The organism is Brevundimonas sp. DS20 (genome assembly GCF_001310255.1).
Lineage (GTDB): Bacteria > Pseudomonadota > Alphaproteobacteria > Caulobacterales > Caulobacteraceae > Brevundimonas > Brevundimonas aurantiaca.
The window spans coordinates 2,886,448-2,908,667 of the sequence record NZ_CP012897.1 but is presented as its reverse complement, the minus strand read 5'-3'; the positions used below and the strand labels follow the sequence as shown (position 1 = coordinate 2,908,667).

The window sequence follows — 22,220 nt, the reverse complement described above, 5'->3', positions numbered from 1 at the left end:
CGCAAAGAAAAAGGCCGCGCCCCTTTCGGAACGCGGCCCTGATCCTGGATAGACCCAGGTCCTATTCGATGTCTTCGTTCAGCAGGCCGACCTTGAAGAAGCCGTTCTCCTGCATCTTGTTCATGACTTCCATGAACTGCGAATATTTCACTTCCGGCTGGGCGCGGACGAAGACGCGCTCTTCCTGGCAGGCGCCGCCGCCCAGGGCGGTGCAGACGTCGGCGGCCAGATTGTCGATCGAGGATTGTTGGTCGGCGATGAACAGCTGACCGTTTTCCTGGATGGTGATGTACACCGGTTCCTTCTCTTCGGTCGGATTGGTGGGCGGCTGCGCCGGCGGCAGGTCCAGGCGGATCGAGACCGTCGCCATCGGCGCGGCGACCATGAAGATGATCATCAGCACCAGCAGAATGTCGATGAACGGCGTGATGTTGATATCCGCCGTCTGTTCGATGGTGTGCTTGTCCCCGCCGGAACCACCGATCTTCGCAGCCATGCACCGTCTCCGTTACTCGCCGGCCGTCATATGCGCCGACATTCCCTATGGATCGCCCGAAAGCTTGATCGGTTCTTGGCGTTCCGATCGCCGCTTGTAAAGCGCTTCTAAACGATCGCGCCTTCCTGCACGTCAATTATATGCGACAGCCATATGCGACAGGGTCGCCGGCTCAGCCCTTCGCCAGCTTCAGGAAACGCTCCGCCAGGGCGGGATCGGACTTGAAGGCGCCGGTGAAGCGGGTCGTGACGGTCGAGACGTGCCGGTGATGCACGCCGCGGGTGGTCATGCACTGGTGGGCAGCGTCGATCATGACCGCGACGCCCTTGGGCTGAAGCTGCGATTCGATCGCTTCGATGATGTCGTTGGTCAGGGTTTCCTGATTCTGCAGCCGCCGGGCGAAGATCTCGACCACCCGCGCCAGCTTGGAGATGCCCACCACCTTCTCGCCGGGCAGATAGGCGACATAGGCCTTGCCCAGGAAGGGGGCCAGGTGGTGCTCGCAGTGGCTCTCCACCTCGATCTCGCGCAGGATGACCATGTCGTCATAGCCGGTCACGTCCTCGAAGGTGCGGCTCAGCTCCTTGGCCGCGTCGGCCTCATAGCCGTCGAACCACTCCCCATAGGCGTCAACCACCCGCTTGGGCGTGTCGATCAGGCCCGGCCGGTCGGGATTGTCGCCGGCCCAGGCGATCAGGGTCCGCACCGCCTCCAGCGCCTGTTCGCGGCTGGGGCGCTGCACAGCCGCATCGCTGACGAGGACGGGTTTGGCGGGGGTGACGCTCATGGACTGGATTTCCGGCCGGCGCGGGCGAGGGCGCCCGGTTGTATCTCAGGCCGCTATATGGGACGGACCCTCCGTCCTGCAAGAAAACCTGCCGAAGACCGCTCCATGCCGCTGCACATCCACGACACCCTGCGCCGTGAAAAGCGCCTGTTCGAACCGCGCGATCCGAACCGGGTGACCCTCTATGTCTGCGGCCCGACGGTCTATGACTACGCCCATATCGGCAATGCGCGCCCGCCGGTGGTGTTCGACGTCCTGGCAAGGCTGCTGCGAAGGCAGTACGGGGCGGACAAGGTGCTCTACGCCCGCAACGTCACCGACGTGGACGACAAGATCAACCAGAAGGCCGCCCGTGAAGGCGTGCCGATCGGCGAGGTCACGGCCCGGTACGAGGCCGCCTATCTCGCTGACATGGCCCTGCTGAACGTCTCGCCGCCCGACCTGGCCCCCCATGTCACCGACTATATACCGGCCATTGTCGATCAGATTCAGGCCATCATCGACGCCGGCTGCGCCTATGCGGCCGAGGGGCATGTCCTGTTCGACGTCTCGGCCTATCCGTCCTACGGCGCCCTGTCGGGCCGGAACCTGGACGACATGATCGCCGGCGCCCGGGTCGAGGTCGCGCCCTATAAGAAGAATCCGCACGACTTCGTCCTGTGGAAGCCGTCCAAGCCGGACGAACCGGCCTGGCCCTCCCCCTGGGGCGAGGGGCGTCCAGGCTGGCATATCGAATGCTCGGCCATGATCGAACAGACCCTGGGCCTGCCGATCGATATCCACGGCGGCGGCGTCGATCTGGCCTTCCCCCACCACGAGAACGAAATCGCCCAGGGCGTCTGCGCCCACGGCTGCGCCCACGCCGAGAACGCCCACGACCACTACGCCCGCTACTGGATGCACAACGGCTTCCTGACCGTGGACGCCGAGAAGATGTCCAAGTCGATCGGCAACGTCCTCTTGCTGCACGACCTGGTCCAGTCCATGCCGGGCGAGGTCGTCCGCTGGGCCCTTCTGTCAGCCCACTATCGCCAGCCGCTGGACTGGAACCAGGGACTGTTGGAACAGAGCCGCAAGAATCTGGACCGACTCTACGGCGTCCTGCGCGACGCCGACTCGGCCCTGGCTGACTTCGATGAGGCCACGCTGGACGAGGCCGAGCTGGAACTGGCCGAGAACGCGCTCGATCCAGTGCTGGACGCGCTTGAGGACGATCTCAACACGCCCGGCGCAATAGCTCAGCTCTTCGGGCTGGCGAACGCCTTGCGCGATCTGCTCAATGACGCCGAGACCGACATCAATGACGTCGCCATGGCTCGCTGGAGCCTGAAAGAAGCCGCCGGCCTGCTCGGCGTGCTGTCGCTGACGCCGGACGCCTGGTTCGAGGGCGGCGATCCCGCCCTGAAGGCCGAGGTCGAGGCCCTGCTCGAACAACGCGCCGCCGCCCGCGCCGCCAAGGACTGGCCTGAGGCCGACCGCATCCGCGACCGCCTGAACGCCCTCAACGTCGTCGTCATGGACGGCCCCGACGGCGCCACCTGGCGCGTGAAGGGGTAAACCGTCCTCCCTCCCGTCACCCTCGGGCTTGTCCCGAGGGTCCACCTCGATACCGTTCGAAACAGAAGAGGGTCGCACGATCTGTGCGCCCCTCATACATTTTGAATCAGCTCGATCCGTAGCCCCTCAGGACAAGCCCGAGGGTGGCGGAGTGCTGGATCAATACCGCGCCCGCAGCGTGATCCCCACCGTGCGCGGATCGCCGGGGTTGCCGATCACCAGGCCCGAGTTGCCGGACTGGACGCTGACGAACTGCAGATAGTCCTCATCCAGCGCATTCTTGACCCAAAGCGACGCCTCCCAGCCGTTATCGGCGCGGAAGCCCGCCCGCAGGTTCAGGATCGTATAGCCCTCGATCTCGGTATAGCGAGAGACCGAGGCGTCGGAGTTGTAGGTCGAGCGGAAGCTGGCGTCCGCCCCGCCGTAGAACTGACCCGGCAGGCCCAGGAAGCCCCCGTTCCCGTGCACTTCGCCGCCCGCCGACGCCGCCCAGGGCGACACACCCGGCAGGTCCTTGCCTGACAGATCGCAGGCCACGGTCGAGGTTCCGATCCGCTCCAGCGGGCAGGGGCCGTTGGCGAAGGAATCGTACTTCGCATCGGTCCAGGCGACGTTGGCGTAAAGGTCCAGGTTCTGGTTCGGCCGCGCCACGGCGTCCAGTTCGATCCCCTGGATCACCACCTTCTCCGCATTGGCCAGATAGCCCCGCAGGGCGCCGGGACCGCTGTCGACCACATTGGCCTGATAGTCCTCCACATCGGTGCGATAGGCGGCCAGATTGGCCGTCGCCCGTCGATCGAAGCCTTGCGTCTTCAGCCCCAGCTCATAGGTGGTCACCACCTCGGGCTTGACCACCGCATTGGCCAGCGAGGGCTGGCCGTTCGGCAGATTGGGAATGCCGGCCATGTTGATGCCCGCCGACTTGTAGCCCCGCGCCGCGCTGCCGTAGGCCAAAACGTCGGTGCGGACGTCATAGGACAGCGACAGCTGACCGGACAGGTCGTCGTCCGACAGGTCGGCGGCATAGGCCTGTGGCCGAGCCACGCCCAGGCGGCGTGAAATCAGTGTGGCGTCCGCCGTCGCCAGCCCCCCGGTGGTGGTGGCCGTATAGGCGCCGGCCTTGTCCTCGTAGGTGTAGCGCAAGCCCGGGGTCAGGTGCAGCCGGTCGGTGATGTCCCAGGTCAGCTGGCCGAAGACGGCGTAGGAGTCCGTCTCGATTCGGCTGTCATTATAGACCGTGTAACCGTCCAGCAGGGCGTTCGGCAGGCTGGGGCTCAGCAGCCAGTAGGTGGCGTCAGCCCCGTATTCGGTGACCCCGTGGGTCTCGACAGCCTGGTGGAAGGCGTACAGGCCGGCGGTCCAGTCGATGCGGTTGTTTCTGTTCGAGGACAGCCGCAGCTCCTGGCTCCACTGATCCTGCCAGGAGGGGTTGGCCGACTGCCGAACGATGTCCAGCGCCGTATAGTCGCGGTCGTTCTTCGGTCCCCAGTCCCAGGCGCGCCAGGCCGAGACCGAGGTCAGGGTGGCCCAGCCGAAGTCGTAATCGACGATGGCCGAGACGCCGCGATGGATCTGATCGGCCTGAATGTCGCTGTCGACGTCCGCCAACCGGTCATAGGGATTGGTGCTCGCGGGGGCGTAGCCGCGCCCGGTCGCCAGGGCGGCGAACTGCTGGGCGGCGGGTTTCAGCGTCTGGCCTGCCGTCACATAGACCTGGGTGCAGCATTCCGGCGTCAGGTCGGCGTAGTCGGCGAACAGCCGCACCCTCAGTTGGTCGGTCGGCTGGAACAGCAACTGGCCGCGCAGGCTGATCGAGTCCTGGGAATTCTGCTTGGTTCCGGTCGTGACATTGTCCAGCACCCCGTCGCGCCGGGTCGAGACCACCGAGAACCGCCCGGCGACCTTGTCGTCCACGATGGGGCCTGAGACGCTGGCCTTGGCCTGCAGGAAGCCATAGTCGCCGAAGCTCAGCTCGGCCTGGCCCTCGGGCGTGAAGGACGGGTCGCGGGTGGTGATGTTCAGGGCGCCGGCGGTGGTGTTCTTGCCGAACAGCGTCCCCTGCGGTCCGCGCAGGATCTCGATCCGGTCCAGATCGACGAAGTCCAGCGTCGCCGTGGCGGGGCGGCCGTAATAGACCTGGTCCACATAGATCCCGACGCCCTGTTCCAGCCCGTCGTTCGCCAGGCCGTAGCTGGCCCCCAGGCCCCGGATGGTGATGGCGGTGTTGCGCGGGTTCGAGGTCAGCAACTGCACGCTGGGGGCCAGCTGGGTGACCTGGCCGACGTTGTAGGCGCCGGTCCTGTCCAGCAATTCCTCGTTCACCACCGTCAGGGCGATGGGCACGTCCTGCGCCCGTTCGTCCCGCCGACGTGCGGTGACGACGATGTCGCCCAGGCTGGCGGTCGGCGGGGTGGCGGACTGTCGCGCCTGCGTCGAATCCGCAGCGGCGCCCTCCGCCTCCGCCAGGGCGACGGCGGGTACGCTGAGGCAAGCCGTCAAGGCCGCAACCGAAGCCAGAGTGCGGGCGGACGCCCTGGTGACGACAGACATGTTCCCCTCCTGTGATCCGAAGGGAATGCGCCCTAATTAAATCTACCAATCAACTAGGAATTTCTAACACCGGTGTATAGCGCCGCTGGAGGCGCGCTCCTCAACTCGTCTTCAGCAGCCGGATCAGCGCGGTCTCGAACCCCTTGGCGTCCGGTCCCGGCAGGGCGGTCTTCAACGCGCCGCTCTCGAACAGGGCCATCACCTTCGGATGGACATAGGCGGTCCGGCACACCGTCGGCGTATTGCCCAACAGGCCCGCCACCGCCTTGACGCAGACGGTGATCTTGCGTTTCGCGTCGGTGGGCGATGTCGGGGGCTCCATCTCGCGCAGGGCCCGCGCCGCCGAGACCGTGCCCGCCCAGGTGCGGAAGTCCTTGGCCGAGAACTGCTCACCCATGGCCGCGCGGATATAGGCGTTCACATCGTCCGAGGTGACGGGGCACAGATGGCCCTCGGCGTCGCGGTATTTGAACAATTGGCGCCCCGGCAGCTCCTCCAGGGTCCGGACCACCCGCGCCAGCCGCCGGTCGCGGACGCTGACCCGGTGGTCCTTGCCGCTCTTGCCGCGGAACTCGAACGTCAGGGCGGCGCCGTCCACCTCCAGATGCCGCTTGTTCAGGGTGGTCAGTCCATAGCTGCGGTTCTGACGGGCGTAGGTCGCATTGCCGACCCGGATCAGGGTGATCTCCAGCAGACGCACGGCGGTCGCCAGCACCTTCTCCTTCACCGGTCCCCGCAGCCCCAGATCATGCTCCACCTGGGCGCGCAGCCGGGGCAGGGCGCGTGAGAAGGCCGGCAGCTTGTCGAACTTGTTCTCCGACCGGGCCGTGCTCCAATCGTTGTGATAACGGTACTGTTTGCGGCCCTTCAGGTCCCGGCCCGTGGCCTGGATATGGCCGTTGGCCTTGGGGCAGATCCAGACGTCGGTCCAGGCGGGCGGAATGGCCAGGGCGCGGATCCGGTCCAGAACCTTGGGGTCCTTGACCGGCCGCCCCTCGGCGTCGCGATAGGACCAGCCCTTGCCGGCGCGGCGGCGGGTCAGGCCGGGGTTGTCGTCGCTGCACCAGCTCAGCCCCTGCGGAACCTCGACCACCGGGTCGAAGCCATGCGATCCGTCCGCCATCCCGGCGTTTCCTTTCCAGCGGTCTTTCAGCGGCTTGCCTCAGACCTGCGACGAACGCGGCGCCGCCTTGGCGAGTTCCCCTTGACCCTGCGCGCCCGGCGCGACACGAGGCGGCATGAACTATCGCCACAGCTTCCACGCTGGAAACTTCGCCGACCTGGTCAAACACGCCCTGGTGCTGTGGCTGGTGAAGGCCCGCGCGGCGGCGGGACCGCTGACGGTGCTCGACACCCACGCCGGCGCCGGCCTCTATGACCTGTCCGGCGACGCCGCCCGGTCTAAGGAGGCCGAGGTCGGGGTCGCGCGTCTGATGACGGACGCTGATCTGCCGCCCCTGATGCAGGCCCTGGCGGATCGGGTGGCGGCGCTGAACCCCGACGGCGGCGCCCGCTTCTATCCCGGCTCGCCGGTGCTGATCGCCGACGCGCTCGGCAGCGAGGGCCGTTATGTCGGCTATGAACTGAACCCGCCCGTCCTCGCCCTGCTGGACCAGGCCCTGGCGGAGCGCCCCAACGCCGGGGTGCGCGAGGGCGACGGCTACACCCTGGCCACGGCCGAGGCGGCGCGGGCCAAGGCGCCCCTGATCCTGATCGACCCGCCGTTCGAAAAGCCCGACGACTATATCCGTTCGGCCGAAACCGCCCTGGCGGTGATCCGCCGCGACCCGACCGCGACCGTGGCTATCTGGACCCCGCTGAAGGATCTGGAGACCTTCGACGGCTTCATCCGCCGGCTCCAGACCAAGGCCGGCCCGACCCTGGTGGCCGAGGCCCGCCTGCGTCCCCTGACCAATCCGATGAAGATGAACGGCTGCGCCCTGGTGATCGTCAATCCGCCGCCGGGCGCCGAGGATGCGGCGCGCCAGGTCTGCGGCTGGGCGGCCGAGCGTCTGGGCGATGCGGGCGGCCGGGCTGAAATCTGGTTCTTCTGATCGGCGCGCCCCTTGTCTATGGTCGGGTCATGACCCACATCGCCATCCTGGAAACCGGCCATCCGCCCGACGCCCTGAAGGACAGTTTCGACGACTATCCGGCCCGGTTTCGCGCCCTGCTGGGCGAAAACGTCCCCACCACCCGGTTCGACGTCCAGTCCGGGCATCTGCCGTCCGACCCCGCCGCCTTTCAGGGGGTGATCGTCACCGGCTCGGCCGCCGGGGTCTATGACGACCTGCCGTGGATCCCTCAGCTGGTCGACTGGCTGCGCGCGGCGCGGGGGCGGACCCGGATCGTCGGCATCTGCTTCGGCCACCAGGTCCTGGCCCACGCCTTCGGCGGCGAGGTCGTGAAATCGGACAAGGGCTGGGGCGTCGGCCTGCACCGTTACGACATCCTCAGCGACGAGCCCTGGATGCACCCCCGCGCCCGCACCATCGCGATTCCGGTCTCGCACCAGGATCAGGTCGTGGCCATTTCGCCCGACGCCCGCGTCATCGCCTCCAGCGGCTTCACCCCCTACGCCGGCCTGGCCTGGGGGGAGGACGCCATCTCCTTCCAGTGCCACCCGGAGTTCCAGCCCGACTACGCCGCCGCCCTGGTCGAGACCCGGCGTGGGTCGCGTATCCCCGAACCCCTGGCCGACGCCGCCCTCGAAAGCCTGAAACGCCCCAACGACCGCGCCGTGCTCACCGCCTGGATCCGCGCCTTCCTGCTGCTGACCCCGCCGCCGGTGGAGGACCAGGGCAGCGGGATCTGATCATTCCTTCGTCATCCTCCGGCGAGCGCAGCGAGACCGGGGGACCCAGCGGCGCGCGTGAGCGCGAACCTGTCGCGGACACTGGCTTCAAACAAGGAGCGGCGGATGGATTTCGCCTGCCGGCGCCGCTGGGTCCCCCGGTCTGCGCCGCGAAGGCGCGGCTTGCCGGAGGATGACGAAGGTAAGGGCGCTAAACTCCCAACACCGCAATCAACCCCAGGCTCAGCCCCACCAGCGCCGCCAGCGATAGCACAACGGCCGCCGCCACTCGCCCGCCGGCCCGCGCCACGGCCCGGATGTTGGTCTGCAGCCCCAGGGCCGCCATGGCCGCCACGGTCAGCAGGCCGGACGCCGCCGCCATCGGCTCAAGCACCGCCTGCGGGATCAGGTCCAGGTTCCGCAGCGCGATCATCGCCAGGAAACCGACGATGAACCACGGCAGCAGCCGGTGCAGACCCGGCCCCGTCTTGCCCGCCGCCCGGTCCCGGAAGATCAGCGACAGCACCAGGATCACCGGCCCCAGCATCAGCACCCGCGCCAGCTTGACCACCGTCCCCGTCTGGGTCGCGACCGCGCCGAACGGGGCGGCCGCCGCCAGCACCTGGGGCACGGCGTAGACGGTCAGCCCGGCCAGGGCGCCGTACTGCAGGCCGCTCATGGACATCAGCCCGCCCAGCAGCGGCAGGGTCAGAACCACAACCACCCCCAGCACGGCGGTAAAGGCGATGGAGGCGGCCACCTCTTCGCCGTCGGCGTCGATCACCGGGGCCACGGCGGCGATGGCCGAGTTGCCGCAGATGGCGTTGCCGCACGCCACCAGCAGGGCCATGCGCGGCGTCAGTCCCAGCAGACGGCCGATCCCGAACCCGACCAGGATGGCGGCGGCCACCAGGGCGAAGACCCCCGCCACAAACCCCAGGCCCAGCGAGGACAGGGTCGCCGCGCTGACCGAGGCGCCCAGCAGGACCACGGCGACCTCCAGCAGAATTTTGGCGCTGAAATCGATCCCGACCCTGAACCGCTCATCCGGCGTCCAGGCCGCCCGCACCCCGGCTCCCAGCAGAATGGCCAGGACCAGCGGCTCCAGCCAGACCTTGCCGACCGCCTCGCGTTCCAGGCCGCCCAGGCCCACCGCCGCCAGGGCGACCACCAGGCTCATCATCAGGCCGGGCCAGACCGAACGGGCAAACGCGCCGAGCCGCGCCGCCAGGCCGACGGGGCGGGGCAGGGACGGGGTCGCGACGGCGGCAGAGGCGGCGGACTTCATGGTTCCGCTTGATGCGCGCCCGCTCGACCTCGGTCCAACGGATTGTTATGGTCGTTTCAATCCGATTTGGAGATTGATTGTGACTTTGGAGCGCCTGCGCATCTTCGTCGCCGTGGCCGAGCGTCAGCATGTGACGGCGGCGGCGCGGGCGTTGAACCTGACCCAGTCGGCCGTCTCCAACGCCATCGCGGCGCTCGAGGCCGAGCACGACGTCCACCTGTTCGACAGGGTGGGGCGGGGCGTGGTGCTGAACCAGACCGGCCAGGCCTTCCTGCCCGAGGCCAAGGCCGTTCTGGCCCGGGCGGCGGCGGCCGAAGCGGCGCTGGCGGATCTCAGCGCCCTGCGGCGCGGCCGCCTGACCGTCTTCGCCAGCCAGACCATCGCCTCCTACTGGCTGCCCCGTCGCCTGGTCGCCTTCCACGCCGCCCATCCGGGCATCGAACTGGACGTCCAGATCGGCAATACGCGCCAGGCCGCCGCCGCCGTTCTGGGAGGCGAGGCCGAGATCGGCCTGGTCGAGGGCGCGGTCGACGAATCCGCGCTGGAACAGACCCGGATCGGCTCGGACCGGCTGGCCGTCGTGGTGGCGCCGGACCACCCCTGGGCGGGCCTGCGCCGTCTGTCGGCTCAGGATCTGACCACATCCCCCTGGGTGCTGCGCGAAGCCGGCTCGGGCACCCGTTCGACCCTGGAGGAGGCGGTGCGCCAGGCCGGGATCGATCCCGCCGATCTGCCCGTCGCCATGACCCTGCCGTCGAACGAGGCCGTCCTGGCCGCCGCCGAGGCCGGGGCCGGCGCCACCGCCCTGTCCGAAAGCGTCGCCTACGCCTCCGTCGCCGCCGGCCGCCTGGTCACCGCCGCCTTTTCCCTGCCGGAACGCCCCTTCCGCCTGCTGCGCCACGCCGAACGCTACCGCAGCCGCGCGGGCGACGCCTTCACGGCGGCGATGGGGTGAGCGGACGGGCCCTGGGCTCCTCATTCCGCTCTGGGCCACACACTCCCGTCATCCTCGGGCTTGACCCGAGGACCGGGCTGTCCGCCGCATTGCGTCAGCGGCGGGCGCACAGCCCGATCCGCATCCGGTCCTCGGGTCAAGCCCGAGGATGACGGGAGTGTGGGGTGCGGCGGCTTACAGCCCGAACCGGGGAAACACGAACCGCTCCAGCAGCAGCGAGGCCGCGAAGTAGAAGCCGATCACCACAAACAGGGTCAGCGGAATATCCGGCTGCTTCGCCAGGACCAGATAGATCCCGTACAGCACGGCGAACAGCACCGAGGTGGCCAGGGGCCGCAGCAGGATCTTCGCGAGGGGGGATTTCACGGCCATTTCACCACCGGGGGCATGGAGCTGAGGATCGAATCGACGTTGCCGCCGGTCTTGAGGCCGAACATGGTGCCACGGTCATACAGCAGGTTGAACTCCACATAGCGCCCGCGCCGCACCAGCTGCTCCTCGCGCTCCTCCGGCGTCCAGGCCTCGCCCATCCGCCCGGCGACGATCTTCGGATAGACGTCCAGGAAGGCCAGGCCCACGTCGCGGGTGAAGGCGAAGTCCCTGTCGTGGTCGCCGCTGTCGTGGTGGTCATAGAAGATCCCCCCCGTCCCGCGCGGCTCCTGCCGATGCGGCAGGAAGAAATACTCGTCGCACCAGGCCTTGTACTTGGCGTGCCAGTCGGGATCGTGCGCGTCGCAGGCCGCCTTCATCGCGGCGTGGAAGGCCAGGGTGTCCGGGTGGTCCTGGCGCCGATCCGCGTCCAGCACCGGCGTCAGATCGCCCCCGCCGCCGAACCAGCTCTGGGTCGTGGCGATGAAGCGGGTGTTCATATGCACGGCCGGAATCCTGGGGCTGACCGGATGGCAGATCAGGCTGATCCCGGTGGCGAAGAACCGGGGGTCCTCCGCCGCGCCCGGCACCGTCTTGGCGTAGTCGGCCGGAAAGGAGCCGTGGACGGTCGAGACATGGACCCCGACCTTTTCGAACAGCCGGCCGTGCATCATCCCCATGACGCCCCCGCCGCCGTCCTTGCGGTCCCAGGCGGTCCGCACGAACCGCCCCGGCTTCCCCGGAAACAGATCATCGGGCGCCGCATCCTCCAGCGCCTCGAAGGCCGCATGGATGCGGTCGCGCAGATGCTCGAACCAGGCGCGGGTCTCGACCTTCTTCAGGTCGAGCGGATCGGAGAAGGCGGCGTCGCTCATGCCGTCTCTTAGACCTTCCCCCGCTTGGGGGGGAAGTGTCAGGTCGTGGCGCGCAGCGACACGCCTGACGATGGGGGAGGTCTTCTTATGGGCGAGACTTCCCTCTCCGTCGCTGGATCGGCTTTGCCGATCGACGCGACACCTCTCCCGCAAGCGGGAGAGGGTTCTTTTCTCGAGGTCGGTCTGTCAGTGTGCGTCGCAACAAGGGAGTCGCATCATGATCCGTCGTCTTCTGGCCGGCGTCGCCGTCGCCGCCATCGCCACCGTCGCCCACGCTCATTCGGCCAATGAGGCCAGGGTGATGGAGATCCTGAAGACCACACCCCTGATCGACGGCCACAACGACCTGCCCTGGGCCCTGCGCCAGCAGTACGGCAATGACGTCTACGCCGTTGATCTGACGACCGATCTCGAAGCGACGACCCGGCTCCACACCGACATCGCCCGCCTGCGCGCCGGCGGCGTCGGCGGCCAGTTCTGGTCGGTCTACGTCCCCGCCAGCCTGACCCCGCTCGAGGCGGTCGAGGAGACCTTCGAGCAGATCGACACGGCCAAGCGGATCATCGCCGCCCATCCCGAGGTCTTCGGTCTGGCGACCACGGCGGACCAGGTCGACGCCGTCTTCGCCTCGGGTCGGATCGCCAGCCTGATCGGCATGGAGGGCGGCTATTCCATCGACGATTCCCTGGCCCTGCTGCGCGAATTCTATCGCGCCGGCGCTCGCTACATGACCCTGACCCATTCCAAGACCACCACCTGGGCCGACAGCGCGACCGACGCCCCCAAATGGGGCGGCCTCAGCCCCTTCGGCGAGGATGTGGTCCGCGAGATGAATCGCCTGGGCATGATGGTGGACCTCAGCCACGTGTCCGAGGACACCATGCTGGACGCCATGCGGGTGTCCGACGCCCCGGTCATCTTCTCCCACTCTTCCGCCCGGGCCATCACGGCCCATCCCCGCAACGTGCCCGACCGGGTGCTGCGGATGATGCCCGAGGACGGCGGGATCGTGATGATCAACCTGGCGCCCGGCTTCGTCTCCGAACGGGTCCGCGCCTGGAACGCCGACCGCGCGGGCGAGGAGGCGCGGCTGAAGACTCTCAACCCCGGCGATCCGGCCGCCGTGGAGGCCGGACTGGCCGCCTGGACCGCCGCCCATCCGACGCCGGAGGCGACCCTGGCCGACGTCGTCGCCCATATCCAGCATGTGCGTCAGGTCGCCGGGATCGATCACGTCGGCCTGGGCGCCGACTTCGACGGCATCGGCAGCCTGCCCGAGGGCATGACCGGGGTGGACGCCTATCCCCGCATCCTGGCCGCCCTGATGGACGCCGGCTGGACCGAGGCCGATATCCGCAAGATCGCCGGCGAGAACCTGCTGCGCGTCATGCGCGCCGTCGAAGCGACCGCCGCCGCCAAGGCCGGCGAGCGACCGTCGCTGGCCAAGCCGACTGCCGGATAGGCGGTCAGCCCCAGGCTTCGACCGCGCCCCGGCGTCGGATCGGCGCCGCGCTGGCCAGTTGGGTGCGCGGCTCGGCCTCGGCGCGGCCAAACAGCCAGCCTTGGCCGTATTCGACCCCCAGGCTCTTCAACTGATCGGCGACCGGGTCCGTCTCGATCATCTCGGCGATGGTTTCCAGCTTCATCGACCGGCACAGTTCGACCACGCCCCGGATCAAACCCTCGGTCAGGGGATCGCTCAGACCGCGCACCAGATCCCCGTCGATCTTGACCGCATCCACAGGCAGTTTGCGGACATAGTCATAGGAGGTGGCGCCGGCGCCGAAGTCGTCGATGCAGACCTTGATGCCGGTCTCACGCAGGGCGGTCAGCCGCCGGTTCGCCGCCTCCAGATCGGCCAGGGCCGAGGTTTCGGTCACTTCCACGATCAGACGTTTGCGCTCTTCCGTCGAACCGGAGGTCATCTTCAGCAGGTTCTCGACATAGGTGTCGTCGCCAAGCGACGCGCCGGAGACATTGATCGCCATCTTGAGCAGGCCGGCGCCGGGCGCCCGCATCCGCTTCAGCACCTTCTCGGCGACGGCTAGGTCGAAGGCCTCGATCATTTTCAGCTCTTCAGCCATGCGGATGGCTTCGGCCGGGCCGTTGGGGGTATTGAACCGCGCCAGGGCCTCGAAATGGTGCACCGCCCGCGAGTCCAGTCGGACGATCGGTTGGTAGTGGACCTGGAAGTCTCGAGCCTTGACCACGCCGCGGAACGCCTCGGCGTCGCGGAAGGTCCGCTTCAGGGACTCGGTGAAGGCGATCTGAGGATTGGCCAGGCCGCCGTCCTTCAGACATCCCTCAATGGCGAAACGCATGGCGCGCAGCACGCACAGGCTGTCCGCGCCCTGGGGAACGGGGGCGGTGAAACTCTCGGCGGCCAGTTCGGCGCCCTCCGCTCGTCCGGCCTCGACCACTTCCGCCGCCAGGTCGCGTTTGTCGGTTTCCGGCCGCAAGAGGGCGAAACGCTCCTGGGTGATCTGGGCGGCGGAGGATCCGTGAACGGCGGCCGACTGAAGCGTGGCCTCGATCCGGCGTTGAACCCGGTCCGCCAGCGCCTCCGGCAGCTGCTCCAGGCCGTGAACGTCCAGGAAGCCGAACGCCAGATCGCGCGAATTGTCGATGATCCGGGGCGCGTCGATCAGGAAGCGTTCGGCGTCGATCAGCGGCGGAACGTCCAGTTCGCCCAGCGGGATGGCCGGACCCTCATAGGCGATGGCGCAGGATATGGCGGGCGCCAGCTGGGGCAGGACGAAGGCGCGGATCGAAGCGCGTCGCACTCGGTCGGCGCCGACGGTCAGAAGGATCTGCAGGGGCGCGCTGCGGGCGCCCGTCTTGCTGTTCATCAGCGTCTGAACGACATGATCGCCCTGATGAAGCAGTTCGGTCAGGGGTTTGCCGGTCCACAGGGCTCCGACGTCCTGTCCCGCAGCGGGGCCCGCGCCCAGGGCGAAGCCGACGCGCCCTTGGGCGTCGATTTCCACCAGGGCGTCGGCGGACGCAAAGGCAAGTCCCAAAAGGCGCGTGGTGATCGGCATGGGGCGACTATGATCCCCGTCGCTTAAAAAACCCGCAACACGGCGGGAACGAGGCCCGCAGAAATCAAAAAATGTCGCTTAAGCCTTGCGGTTGAACGCCACCGCGCGTCCGTCGCCCATGGCCGCCCGCCCATCGGCGGCATAGGCGGCGGCCGGCGTTCGGGCGGCTGCGACCTCATGGGCGATGGCCCGCACCAGGCCCTCGGAAATACGGCGGGCGGCCTCAACAGCGCCGGCGTGACGGGCCAGGACGGCGTCGAAGGCGCGGGTGGCCTCGATCAGAGCGGACCGATCAGCCGAAGGCGCGTCGGCCAGAAGGGCGGGGTTGGCCTTCACATGGGCGGAGTCGCGGCGATAGAGGTTGGCCATCTCCTGGGTTTCGGCCAATCCCTTGGCGACCTCCTGGGGGCGCCCCTCTTGGAAGGCGCGCGTCTCGGCCGCCAAACGCTCGGTCAGGCGCCGCGTCAGTTCCAGCAGTTGGCGCACGCGCGCCCCGGCCAGTTCAGCGTCGCTCATGGCCGCGCCTCCTGCATCTTCAGCATTTCGTTCATCACCGGCCCGGCCAGGCCGATCCCGCCGGCTGCCACGGTCTTCTTGGCCATTTCGTCCAGCAGAAAACTGCGCCAGGTCGCCTCGCCCTGACCGCCGCCGAACAGGCCGTCGGTCGACAGGCCTTCGAACATCGGTTTCAGCATCTGAGACAGGAAGCTGGCCTCGAAGGCTTCCGCCGTGGCCTTGATCTTCTCACGGCTCGCGCCGGCTGCGGCCGTCGCAGCGGCGGGCAGGGGCCGGATCAGTTCGGCGGGGGCGGACAGGTCCGTCATGCTCACATCACCTCGATCTCGGCCTGCAAGGCGCCGGACGCCTTGATCGCCTGCAGGATGCTGATCATGTCCCTGGGGCTGACCCCCAGGGCGTTCAGGCCGTTCACCAGGGTGGACAGGCTGGTTCCGCCGCCAACGAGCCGCATCTGGGTGCCCAGATCTTCTTCGACATTGACCTGGGTGCTGGGCACGACCGCCGTCTGTCCCTGGCTGAAGGGGGCGGGCTGGCTGACAAAGGGCTGTTCATCGACCGAGATGGTCAGATTGCCCTGGGCGATGGCCACCCGCGAGATCCGCACCGCATCGCCCATGACGATGACGCCGTTCACCTCGTCGATGATGACCTTGGCGGGTGAATCGACGGTGACGGGCAGGTTTTCCACACGGCTGATGAAGCCGGCCATACCCATTTGTCCGGGCGCCCGCAGGGCCACGACCGTTCCGTTCTCAGCCAGGGCGGTTCCGGGGAAGGCGGCGTTGACGGCGGCGGCGACGCGCTGGGCGGTGGTGAAATCCGGATTGCGCAGATTCAGCCGGACCTCGTTCATGTTGGCCATTTCGAAGCCTGTCTCGCGCTCGACAGAGGCGCCCGAGGCGATGCGGCCGGCTGTCGGCACCCCCCGCGTCACCGAAGAACCTGATCCTCCGGAGGCCGAGACGGCGCCGGTCTGGACCGAGCCCTGGGCCACCGCATAGACCTGACCGTCCGCGCCCTGAAGGCTGGTCACGACCAGAGATCCGCCCAGCAGGCTCTTGGCGTCGCACATGGAGGAGACGTTGACGTCAATGCGCGAACCCGGCGTGGCGAAGGCCGGCAGTTCGGCCGTGACCATGACTGCGGCCATATTCTTGGTGTTGGCGTTTGCGCCGCGGATATTGACCCCGAGCCGCTCGGTCATGCCTTCCAGCGACTGCCGGGTGAAGGGACAGTTGCGCAGCGAATCGCCGGTGCCGTTCAAACCCATGACCATGCCGTAGCCGACCAGTTGGTTGCCGCGAACGCCTTCGACGGCGGCGATGTCCTTGATCCGCGACTGGGCTGCGGCCGCGGACGCGCTGACGCCCAGGGCCAGGACGGCCAAGGGCGTGACGAGGCGGGCGAGCAGATTCTGCATGGGTCGGACGTCTCTGAGGCTTCTTCTGATGCCTTATGCCAGGATCGTGCCGTGATCTAAGCTGTTGAAAGTATGGTGGTGTGGCGGCTTGTGGGTGGATGGTGAGGGCAAATTCTGCCCAGCTGTTAACCAAACGGTCACTCCGTTCCTCAAGGATATGATCATGAGCCGGAGCATGCGCGGATGAAGGTCACAGGGACCACGGGCCCCCAAGCCCCGACCAGCGGCAAGTCCGCTCGCTCGGCCAGCGGCTTTTCGCTCGGTCAAGCCGGCGGGGCGTCGGCGCCCACCGCCGCTTCAGCCGCCGCCGCACCGACGAGCGTCGCCGACGTCTCGGCCCTGATGGCTCTCCAAGGCGTGGAGGGGCCGCTGGAAAAACGTCGGCGCGCCATCAAGCGGGGCGCAGGGCTTTTGGACCGGCTCGACGAGATGAAACTGGCTCTGTTGTCCGGCGAGGGCGATCCCGCCTTGTTGGAACGGCTGGCCCGCAATCTGCGCGAAGAGCGCCCCGATGGCGGGGATGCGGGGTTGAACGCCGTGCTGGATCAGATCGACCTGCGCGCCGCTGTGGAACTGGCCAAGGCCGAACTGCGTCGCGGCGAGGCTTGATCGTAAAAGCTTCGGCTTTTCAAGATCGAGGACGGGGCCTTAGCTGGGTTCCTATTTCATCAAGGCGCTCACGGAATCATGATCACGGAATCGCGAACGCCGTTGCCGCGACTCGTCGGGCTGACTATACGGCCCCTACGCCACAGGGGGGCGTGATTAGAGAGCGTGAGTGGGATGAGCGCCTTGGCGTCCGTTGTGTCCGACGAAACCGGTCCTTACCGCCCGTCGGACGACGAGCCGTTCATGAATGAGCGGCAACTGGCTTACTTCAAAAAGAAGCTGCTGGACTGGAAGGATGAAATCCTTCGCGAGTCCAAGGGGACGGTCGTCAACCTGAAGGCGGAGACGGAAAACCATCCCGATCTGGTCGATCGCGCCTCTTCGGAGTCGGATCGCGCCCTGGAATTGCGGACCCGCGATCGGCAGCGCAAGCTGATCTCCAAGATCGACGACGCCCTGCGGCGGATCGAGGACGGCTCCTACGGCTATTGCGAGGACACCGGCGAACCCATTGGCTTGGGTCGTCTGGAGGCTCGCCCCACCGCGACCCTGTCGGTCGAGGCGCAGGAGCGCCACGAACGCCGCGAGCGGGTTCACCGGGACGACTGAAGTTCGAGGGACCCAAGCCTTGACTTCGCGGGGTTGCGGCGCGACCTAGCCGCCTCGCTTTTGAGGTCTAGGTCTTCATGTCCGTCAAGGTTCGTTTCGCCCCGTCGCCGACGGGTAAGCTGCACGTCGGCAATGTCCGCACCGCCCTGGTGAACTGGCTGTTCGCGAAGGGGCAGGGCGGATCCTTCGTGCTGCGGATCGACGACACCGACCTGGCGCGCTCCACGCCGGAGTTCGAGCAGGGGATCGAGGACGATCTGACCTGGCTGGGGCTGACCTGGGACGAGCGCTATAATCAATCCAAGCGCTTCGACCGCTATGAGGAGGCCGCCGCCAGGCTCAAGGCGTCGGGCCGGCTCTATCCCGCCTATGAGACGGCCGACGAACTCGACCGCCGTCGCAAGGTGCAGCTGTCGCGCGGCCTGCCGCCCATCTACGACCGCGCCGCGCTGGACCTTACGGACGCACAGAAGGCGGCCTATGAGGCCGAGGGGCGTCGTCCTCACTGGCGGTTCAAGCTGGAGGGCAAGCGGGTCGCCTGGGAAGACCTGGCGCGCGGCCACGCCGAGGTCGATACCTCCTCCATGTCCGACCCGGTTCTGATCCGCGAGGACGGCCTGTTCCTCTACACCCTGCCGTCTGTGGTGGACGACATCGACATGGCGATCACCCACGTCATTCGCGGCGAAGACCACGTCACCAACACCGGCGCACAGATCGAGATCTTCGAAGCCCTGGGGGCGACGGTTCCCGGCTTCGCCCACATGCCCCTGCTGGTCGGCGCCGACGGCGCGGCCCTGTCGAAACGGTTGGGCTCCCTGTCGATCAGCGACATGCGCGACCAGGGTTACGAGCCGATCGCCATCACCAGCCATCTGGGCCGGATCGGCACCTCCGACCCCTTGGAGGTCGCCGCATCGGTTCAGGCCCTGGGCGAGAGCTTTGCCTTCACCAAGATGGGCCGGTCGCCGGCTCGGTATGACACGGCCGATCTGGACCGGCTGAACGCCCAGGCGCTGCACGTCATGGATTATGCTTCGGCTCAACCCCGGCTGCAGGCTCTGGACGCGGATCTAGGCGAGACCTTCTGGTCCGTGGTGCGGGGCAATCTGAACAAGTTCGCCGATGTGGTTGAAATGGCGAAGGTCGTGCGGGGGCCGATCCAGCCCGTCATCGAGGACGCCGCCTTCATCGAGGCCGCCGCCGGCCTGTTGCCCGAGGTCATTGATGAGACGGCCTGGTCCGCTTGGACGAACGCCGTCAAGGCCGAGACGGGCGCCAAGGGCAAGGCCCTGTTCATGCCCTTGCGGCTGGCGCTGACGGGCCAGGCCCATGGGCCGGACATGGCGGCCCTGGCGCCGCTGATCGGTCGCGAGACCATCCAGCGGCGCCTGAAAGGCGAGGCGGCCTAAGCCGCCTCACGCCTGGATCAGGCGTTGCAGGCGGCCAGTTCTTCGGCGCTGAGCGTCTTGCCCTTGTAGGAGAAGGCCGTCACCGGGCCGAACTTCTGCACCACGCGGCGGCAGGCGCGCGTCGCCGGCTGTTCCGTGCCGCCCGAGGCGGTGCAGGCCGAGCCCTCGCAGGACCAGCGCGCGCCGTCGATGATGGTCGGGCGGGCGGGGGCCTTGGCCGCATCCGCCAGGACCAGGCTGGTGGGGGCAGGCGTCTGGGCGACGGCGGGGGCGGCGGCGAAAACGGCGGCGGCGATCAGCAGGACGCGCATGAAAACTCTCCGAAATTGAAGAACGGCGTCGTGCCGTCGGGCGTCAATGTCAGTTTTCGATAAAAACTGTCAAGATGCGCGGCGTCGATTGTGACCGGCGATCACCTATCGGCGATCATAGATACGCGCCCCGTCCATGGGATCCGTCTGAATCTGCTCCAGCGCAGCCTCCACCGTGTCCGCCACCGTCCAGGCGTTCAGGAAATCGGCCGGCGTCATTCCCTCGTCGACGCTGTGACGCATCAGATCGAAAAAGCCGTTCCAGAAGCCGTTTAGGTTCAGGAAGACCACGGGCTTCTGATGGAGATCCAGCCGCTTCCAGGACAGCAGTTCGACGACCTCTTCCAGGGTTCCGATGCCGCCCGGAGCGACCACGAAGGCGTCGGACTGGTCGTACATCAGTTGTTTGCGTTCATGCATGGAGGTCACGACGACCGTCTCGACCTCGTCGAACAGGCGCTCGCGGCTGCGCAGGAAGGCGGGCATAATTCCCAGCACTCGCCCGCCCGCCTCATGGGCTCCGCGCGCCGAGGCGCCCATCAGGCCCACGCCGCCACCGCCATAGACCAGACGCCACCCCGCCTCGGCCGTCGCCCTGCCGAAGTCTCGCGCGGCCTGGATATAGGCGGGATCGGCCCGATCGGACGAACCGCAGAACAGGCAGACGGAGGGGCCTTCGAAAGGCTGGATCGAAACAGGGGGCAGGGACATGAGGCCTCGAAATGAACGGATGCGCCGTCGGCCATGGCCAAACGGGCGGCGATCGAGCTAACAGACTCTCGGCCGCTGGGCGCCAGCCATATCGTGTCGGAACCAAGGATGAAACGCTGGATCGTCGCCAAGGCGGCCCTATCGACGGCTCTGGTCCTTGTGGCGCCGACCTTGAGCGCCTGTTCGGAAAAGAAGGACGCCGCCGTCGCGTCCGAGCCGGGCGCCCCGGTGGAATCGCCCTGGACGCAGCCGCCGACGGTTGACGCCACTCGGCGCGAGGGGGGACAGGTGGTGGTTCGAGGCGCGGCGGCGCCCGACGCCCGAGTCGTGCTTCGCGCGGGGGACGGAGCGGCCGTGGCGGTCAGCGCAGACGCCGCCGGCCGGTTCGAACTGCGGGCGCCCTTGACCTCAGGCGACATGCGGTTGAGGCCGGAGGTGCAGATCGGAGAGGACGCCGCGCCCTCGCCCGAGACCTTGGTGCTTCTGCAAGGCGGCGCGGGGCCGATCATCCTGATCGCGGCCGGAGAACCCACGACCCGGCTGGACGGCCGGGGTCGGTTGGATGCGGTGGATTCCGACGGCGCGGTCCTGATCGTCTCCGGTCGCGCGAACGGACCGCCGCCGGAGGTGACGATCAACGGAAGGCGGGCGCCGGTCCTGAGCCGCACCGGCGGCAGTTGGCGTGCGACGGCCCCCGACGGGGGTGCAGCGTCGATCGTCGTGGACGGCGAACGGTTCGACTATCCCGGCGTCGGTTCTCAGGCGGACTTTCAGTCGCAACGGGCCGGCGACGGATGGCGGCTGACCTGGCCGACCGGACCGAGCGGTCGTCAGACCACATGGCTGCCGGATCGCGGCGGTTAGGACTTCGTTAACCGAAGCGGCGGACAGATGAATCTGTCCCGTTCTGGGACACACCATCACCGAACTTCCATTCAAAGCCCGGCGCCTGCGTCGGGCTCTTTTTTCAGACGGCCAGGTTGTCGATAAGCCGCGTCTTGCCCAGCCAGGCGGCGGCGAGAATGCGCGCGGGGGCGTCGACCACGCCGTCGCGAAAGACTGACAGGTCTTCGGCCCGCCGGACCGCCACATAGTCGATGCGCTCAAAGCCGGCCTTCAGCACGGCGGCATAGGCGTCTCGTTCGACGCCGGGCAGGGGACGCCCCGACGCGGCATCGGCCGCCGCCGCCGCCAGGATGCGGTTGAGCCGGCGGGCCACGGCCAATTCGTCTTGCGACAAATAGGCGTTTCGCGACGACAGGGCCAAGCCGGCCTCGTCCCTCTGGGTCGGAACGGCGACGATGTCGATCGGCAGATCCAGGTCGCGGACGAAGCGCCGGATCACCATCAGCTGCTGATAGTCCTTCTCGCCGAACACGGCCAAGTCCGGCTGAACCTGGTTGAACAGCTTGGTCACCACCAGGGCGACCCCGCCGAACATCTGAGGCCTGAAATCGCCTTCCAGGCCCATCGCCGGACCCGTCACGGCGATGCTGGTGGCGAAGCCTTCGGGGTACATGTCCTCTGGCGCGGGCGCGAACATCAGAGGGCAGCCGACGCCGGACAACAGCCGCGCATCCTCCGCCTGCTGGCGTGGATAGCGGGCCAGATCCTCGGTCGGGGCGAACTGGGTCGGATTGACGAAGTTGGAGACCACCACCCGATCGGCGCGCCGAACGGCTTCGCGCACCAGGGCGAGATGGCCGTCATGCAGGGCGCCCATGGTCGGAACCAGGCCCACCGTCAGGCCTTGTCTCTTCCAGTCGCTTACCGCGGCGCGCAGTTCCGCGACGGAGCGGACGACGAGGAGAGAAGCGGGCTGGGTCATGGTGAACCGGTTAACCTTGTGCCTTAAGCGTGTCGATGCACCAGACCTCAAGCCCTGGCGACTAGGGTGGTGCTTATGACGCCAGCAGC

At 67.7% G+C, this 22,220-nt stretch carries 23 protein-coding genes; 9 read left to right on the top strand and 14 right to left on the bottom strand.

The window, feature by feature from the left end; translation table 11 throughout:
• Positions 1 to 61: 61 nt before the first annotated feature.
• Both JL11_RS14235 and folE read right to left on the bottom strand, forming a co-directional pair.
• Positions 62 to 496: a biopolymer transporter ExbD gene (locus tag JL11_RS14235; RefSeq protein ID WP_054766227.1), complete on the bottom strand. Its 435-nt coding sequence runs from the start codon at positions 494 to 496 to the stop codon at positions 62 to 64.
• Between the two features lie 172 nt (positions 497 to 668).
• Positions 669 to 1,283, bottom strand: coding sequence for a GTP cyclohydrolase I FolE (gene folE, locus JL11_RS14230; RefSeq protein ID WP_054766226.1), 615 nt, complete (start codon positions 1,281 to 1,283; stop codon positions 669 to 671).
• 105 nt (positions 1,284 to 1,388) lie between these two features.
• Here folE and cysS point away from each other — a divergent pair, with 105 nt between their 5' ends.
• Complete coding sequence (cysS, locus tag JL11_RS14225; protein ID WP_054766225.1) at positions 1,389 to 2,840, top strand: cysteine--tRNA ligase; 1,452 nt, start codon at positions 1,389 to 1,391, stop codon at positions 2,838 to 2,840.
• A 159-nt stretch (positions 2,841 to 2,999) separates the two neighbouring features.
• Here cysS and JL11_RS14220 read toward each other — a convergent pair whose 3' ends face one another.
• Both JL11_RS14220 and JL11_RS14215 read right to left on the bottom strand, forming a co-directional pair.
• The gene (locus tag JL11_RS14220; RefSeq protein ID WP_082382724.1) at positions 3,000 to 5,390 is read right to left on the bottom strand and encodes a TonB-dependent receptor; all 2,391 of its coding nucleotides are present in this window, start codon (positions 5,388 to 5,390) and stop codon (positions 3,000 to 3,002) included.
• Positions 5,391 to 5,490: 100 nt separating this feature from the next.
• Complete coding sequence (locus JL11_RS14215; RefSeq protein ID WP_054766224.1) at positions 5,491 to 6,513, bottom strand: DNA topoisomerase IB; 1,023 nt, start codon at positions 6,511 to 6,513, stop codon at positions 5,491 to 5,493.
• Between the two features lie 115 nt (positions 6,514 to 6,628).
• On the opposite strand from JL11_RS14215, the gene rlmJ reads away from it, so the two are divergent.
• Both rlmJ and JL11_RS14205 read left to right on the top strand, forming a co-directional pair.
• Positions 6,629 to 7,444: a 23S rRNA (adenine(2030)-N(6))-methyltransferase RlmJ gene (gene rlmJ / locus JL11_RS14210; protein WP_054766223.1), complete on the top strand. Its 816-nt coding sequence runs from the start codon at positions 6,629 to 6,631 to the stop codon at positions 7,442 to 7,444.
• Positions 7,445 to 7,473: 29 nt separating this feature from the next.
• A complete protein-coding gene (locus JL11_RS14205) occupies positions 7,474 to 8,205 on the top strand; it encodes a type 1 glutamine amidotransferase (protein ID WP_054766222.1) in 732 nt (243 codons plus the stop codon).
• A gap of 190 nt (positions 8,206 to 8,395) precedes the next feature.
• Here the strand turns inward: JL11_RS14205 and JL11_RS14200 are convergent, their stop codons facing one another.
• Positions 8,396 to 9,472: a YeiH family protein gene (locus tag JL11_RS14200; protein ID WP_156314204.1), complete on the bottom strand. Its 1,077-nt coding sequence runs from the start codon at positions 9,470 to 9,472 to the stop codon at positions 8,396 to 8,398.
• Between the two features lie 79 nt (positions 9,473 to 9,551).
• On the opposite strand from JL11_RS14200, the gene JL11_RS14195 reads away from it, so the two are divergent.
• The gene (locus tag JL11_RS14195) at positions 9,552 to 10,427 is read left to right on the top strand and encodes a LysR family transcriptional regulator (RefSeq protein ID WP_054767000.1); all 876 of its coding nucleotides are present in this window, start codon (positions 9,552 to 9,554) and stop codon (positions 10,425 to 10,427) included.
• A 174-nt stretch (positions 10,428 to 10,601) separates the two neighbouring features.
• Here the strand turns inward: JL11_RS14195 and JL11_RS14190 are convergent, their stop codons facing one another.
• Together JL11_RS14190 and hemF are read right to left on the bottom strand one after the other, a co-directional pair.
• The gene (locus JL11_RS14190) at positions 10,602 to 10,793 is read right to left on the bottom strand and encodes a hypothetical protein (protein ID WP_152950686.1); all 192 of its coding nucleotides are present in this window, start codon (positions 10,791 to 10,793) and stop codon (positions 10,602 to 10,604) included.
• Positions 10,790 to 11,671 carry an oxygen-dependent coproporphyrinogen oxidase gene (hemF, locus tag JL11_RS14185; protein WP_054766220.1) on the bottom strand — a complete coding sequence of 294 codons (882 nt, stop codon included), beginning with the start codon at positions 11,669 to 11,671 and terminating at the stop codon, positions 10,790 to 10,792. The genes JL11_RS14190 and hemF overlap by 4 nt, the downstream gene beginning before the upstream one ends.
• A gap of 217 nt (positions 11,672 to 11,888) precedes the next feature.
• Here hemF and JL11_RS14180 point away from each other — a divergent pair, with 217 nt between their 5' ends.
• Positions 11,889 to 13,133: a dipeptidase gene (locus tag JL11_RS14180; RefSeq protein WP_054766219.1), complete on the top strand. Its 1,245-nt coding sequence runs from the start codon at positions 11,889 to 11,891 to the stop codon at positions 13,131 to 13,133.
• 4 nt (positions 13,134 to 13,137) lie between these two features.
• Here the strand turns inward: JL11_RS14180 and JL11_RS14175 are convergent, their stop codons facing one another.
• The 4 genes from JL11_RS14175 to JL11_RS14160 form a co-directional block, all read right to left on the bottom strand.
• Positions 13,138 to 14,712: an EAL domain-containing protein gene (locus JL11_RS14175; protein ID WP_054766218.1), complete on the bottom strand. Its 1,575-nt coding sequence runs from the start codon at positions 14,710 to 14,712 to the stop codon at positions 13,138 to 13,140.
• 78 nt (positions 14,713 to 14,790) lie between these two features.
• Positions 14,791 to 15,228 carry a hypothetical protein gene (locus JL11_RS14170; RefSeq protein ID WP_054766217.1) on the bottom strand — a complete coding sequence of 146 codons (438 nt, stop codon included), beginning with the start codon at positions 15,226 to 15,228 and terminating at the stop codon, positions 14,791 to 14,793.
• The gene (locus JL11_RS14165; RefSeq protein ID WP_054766216.1) at positions 15,225 to 15,536 is read right to left on the bottom strand and encodes a rod-binding protein; all 312 of its coding nucleotides are present in this window, start codon (positions 15,534 to 15,536) and stop codon (positions 15,225 to 15,227) included. Before JL11_RS14165 ends, JL11_RS14170 begins: the two co-directional genes overlap by 4 nt.
• A gap of 2 nt (positions 15,537 to 15,538) precedes the next feature.
• The gene (locus JL11_RS14160) at positions 15,539 to 16,651 is read right to left on the bottom strand and encodes a flagellar basal body P-ring protein FlgI (RefSeq protein WP_054766215.1); all 1,113 of its coding nucleotides are present in this window, start codon (positions 16,649 to 16,651) and stop codon (positions 15,539 to 15,541) included.
• A 183-nt stretch (positions 16,652 to 16,834) separates the two neighbouring features.
• On the opposite strand from JL11_RS14160, the gene JL11_RS14155 reads away from it, so the two are divergent.
• From JL11_RS14155 to gltX, 3 genes are all read left to right on the top strand, one after another.
• Complete coding sequence (locus tag JL11_RS14155; RefSeq protein ID WP_054766214.1) at positions 16,835 to 17,260, top strand: flagellar assembly protein FliX; 426 nt, start codon at positions 16,835 to 16,837, stop codon at positions 17,258 to 17,260.
• Positions 17,261 to 17,434: 174 nt separating this feature from the next.
• Positions 17,435 to 17,869, top strand: a complete 435-nt coding sequence (dksA, locus tag JL11_RS14150) for an RNA polymerase-binding protein DksA (protein ID WP_054766213.1) — start codon at positions 17,435 to 17,437, stop codon at positions 17,867 to 17,869.
• A 77-nt stretch (positions 17,870 to 17,946) separates the two neighbouring features.
• Entirely contained in the window at positions 17,947 to 19,281 is a 1,335-nt protein-coding gene (gltX, locus tag JL11_RS14145; RefSeq protein ID WP_054766212.1) for a glutamate--tRNA ligase, read from the top strand.
• Positions 19,282 to 19,298: 17 nt separating this feature from the next.
• On the opposite strand, the gene JL11_RS14140 is transcribed toward gltX, so the two are convergent.
• Positions 19,299 to 19,592 (bottom strand): CC_3452 family protein, encoded by a 294-nt coding sequence (locus JL11_RS14140; protein ID WP_054766211.1) that lies wholly within the window; start codon positions 19,590 to 19,592, stop codon positions 19,299 to 19,301.
• A gap of 105 nt (positions 19,593 to 19,697) precedes the next feature.
• A complete protein-coding gene (locus tag JL11_RS14135; protein WP_054766210.1) occupies positions 19,698 to 20,303 on the bottom strand; it encodes a TIGR00730 family Rossman fold protein in 606 nt (201 codons plus the stop codon).
• A 108-nt stretch (positions 20,304 to 20,411) separates the two neighbouring features.
• Between JL11_RS14135 and JL11_RS14130 the strand changes: the two genes are divergently transcribed.
• The gene (locus JL11_RS14130; protein ID WP_054766209.1) at positions 20,412 to 21,167 is read left to right on the top strand and encodes a hypothetical protein; all 756 of its coding nucleotides are present in this window, start codon (positions 20,412 to 20,414) and stop codon (positions 21,165 to 21,167) included.
• A 103-nt stretch (positions 21,168 to 21,270) separates the two neighbouring features.
• Here JL11_RS14130 and panC read toward each other — a convergent pair whose 3' ends face one another.
• Positions 21,271 to 22,131 carry a pantoate--beta-alanine ligase gene (panC, locus tag JL11_RS14125; protein WP_054766208.1) on the bottom strand — a complete coding sequence of 287 codons (861 nt, stop codon included), beginning with the start codon at positions 22,129 to 22,131 and terminating at the stop codon, positions 21,271 to 21,273.
• Positions 22,132 to 22,220 lie beyond the last annotated feature (89 nt).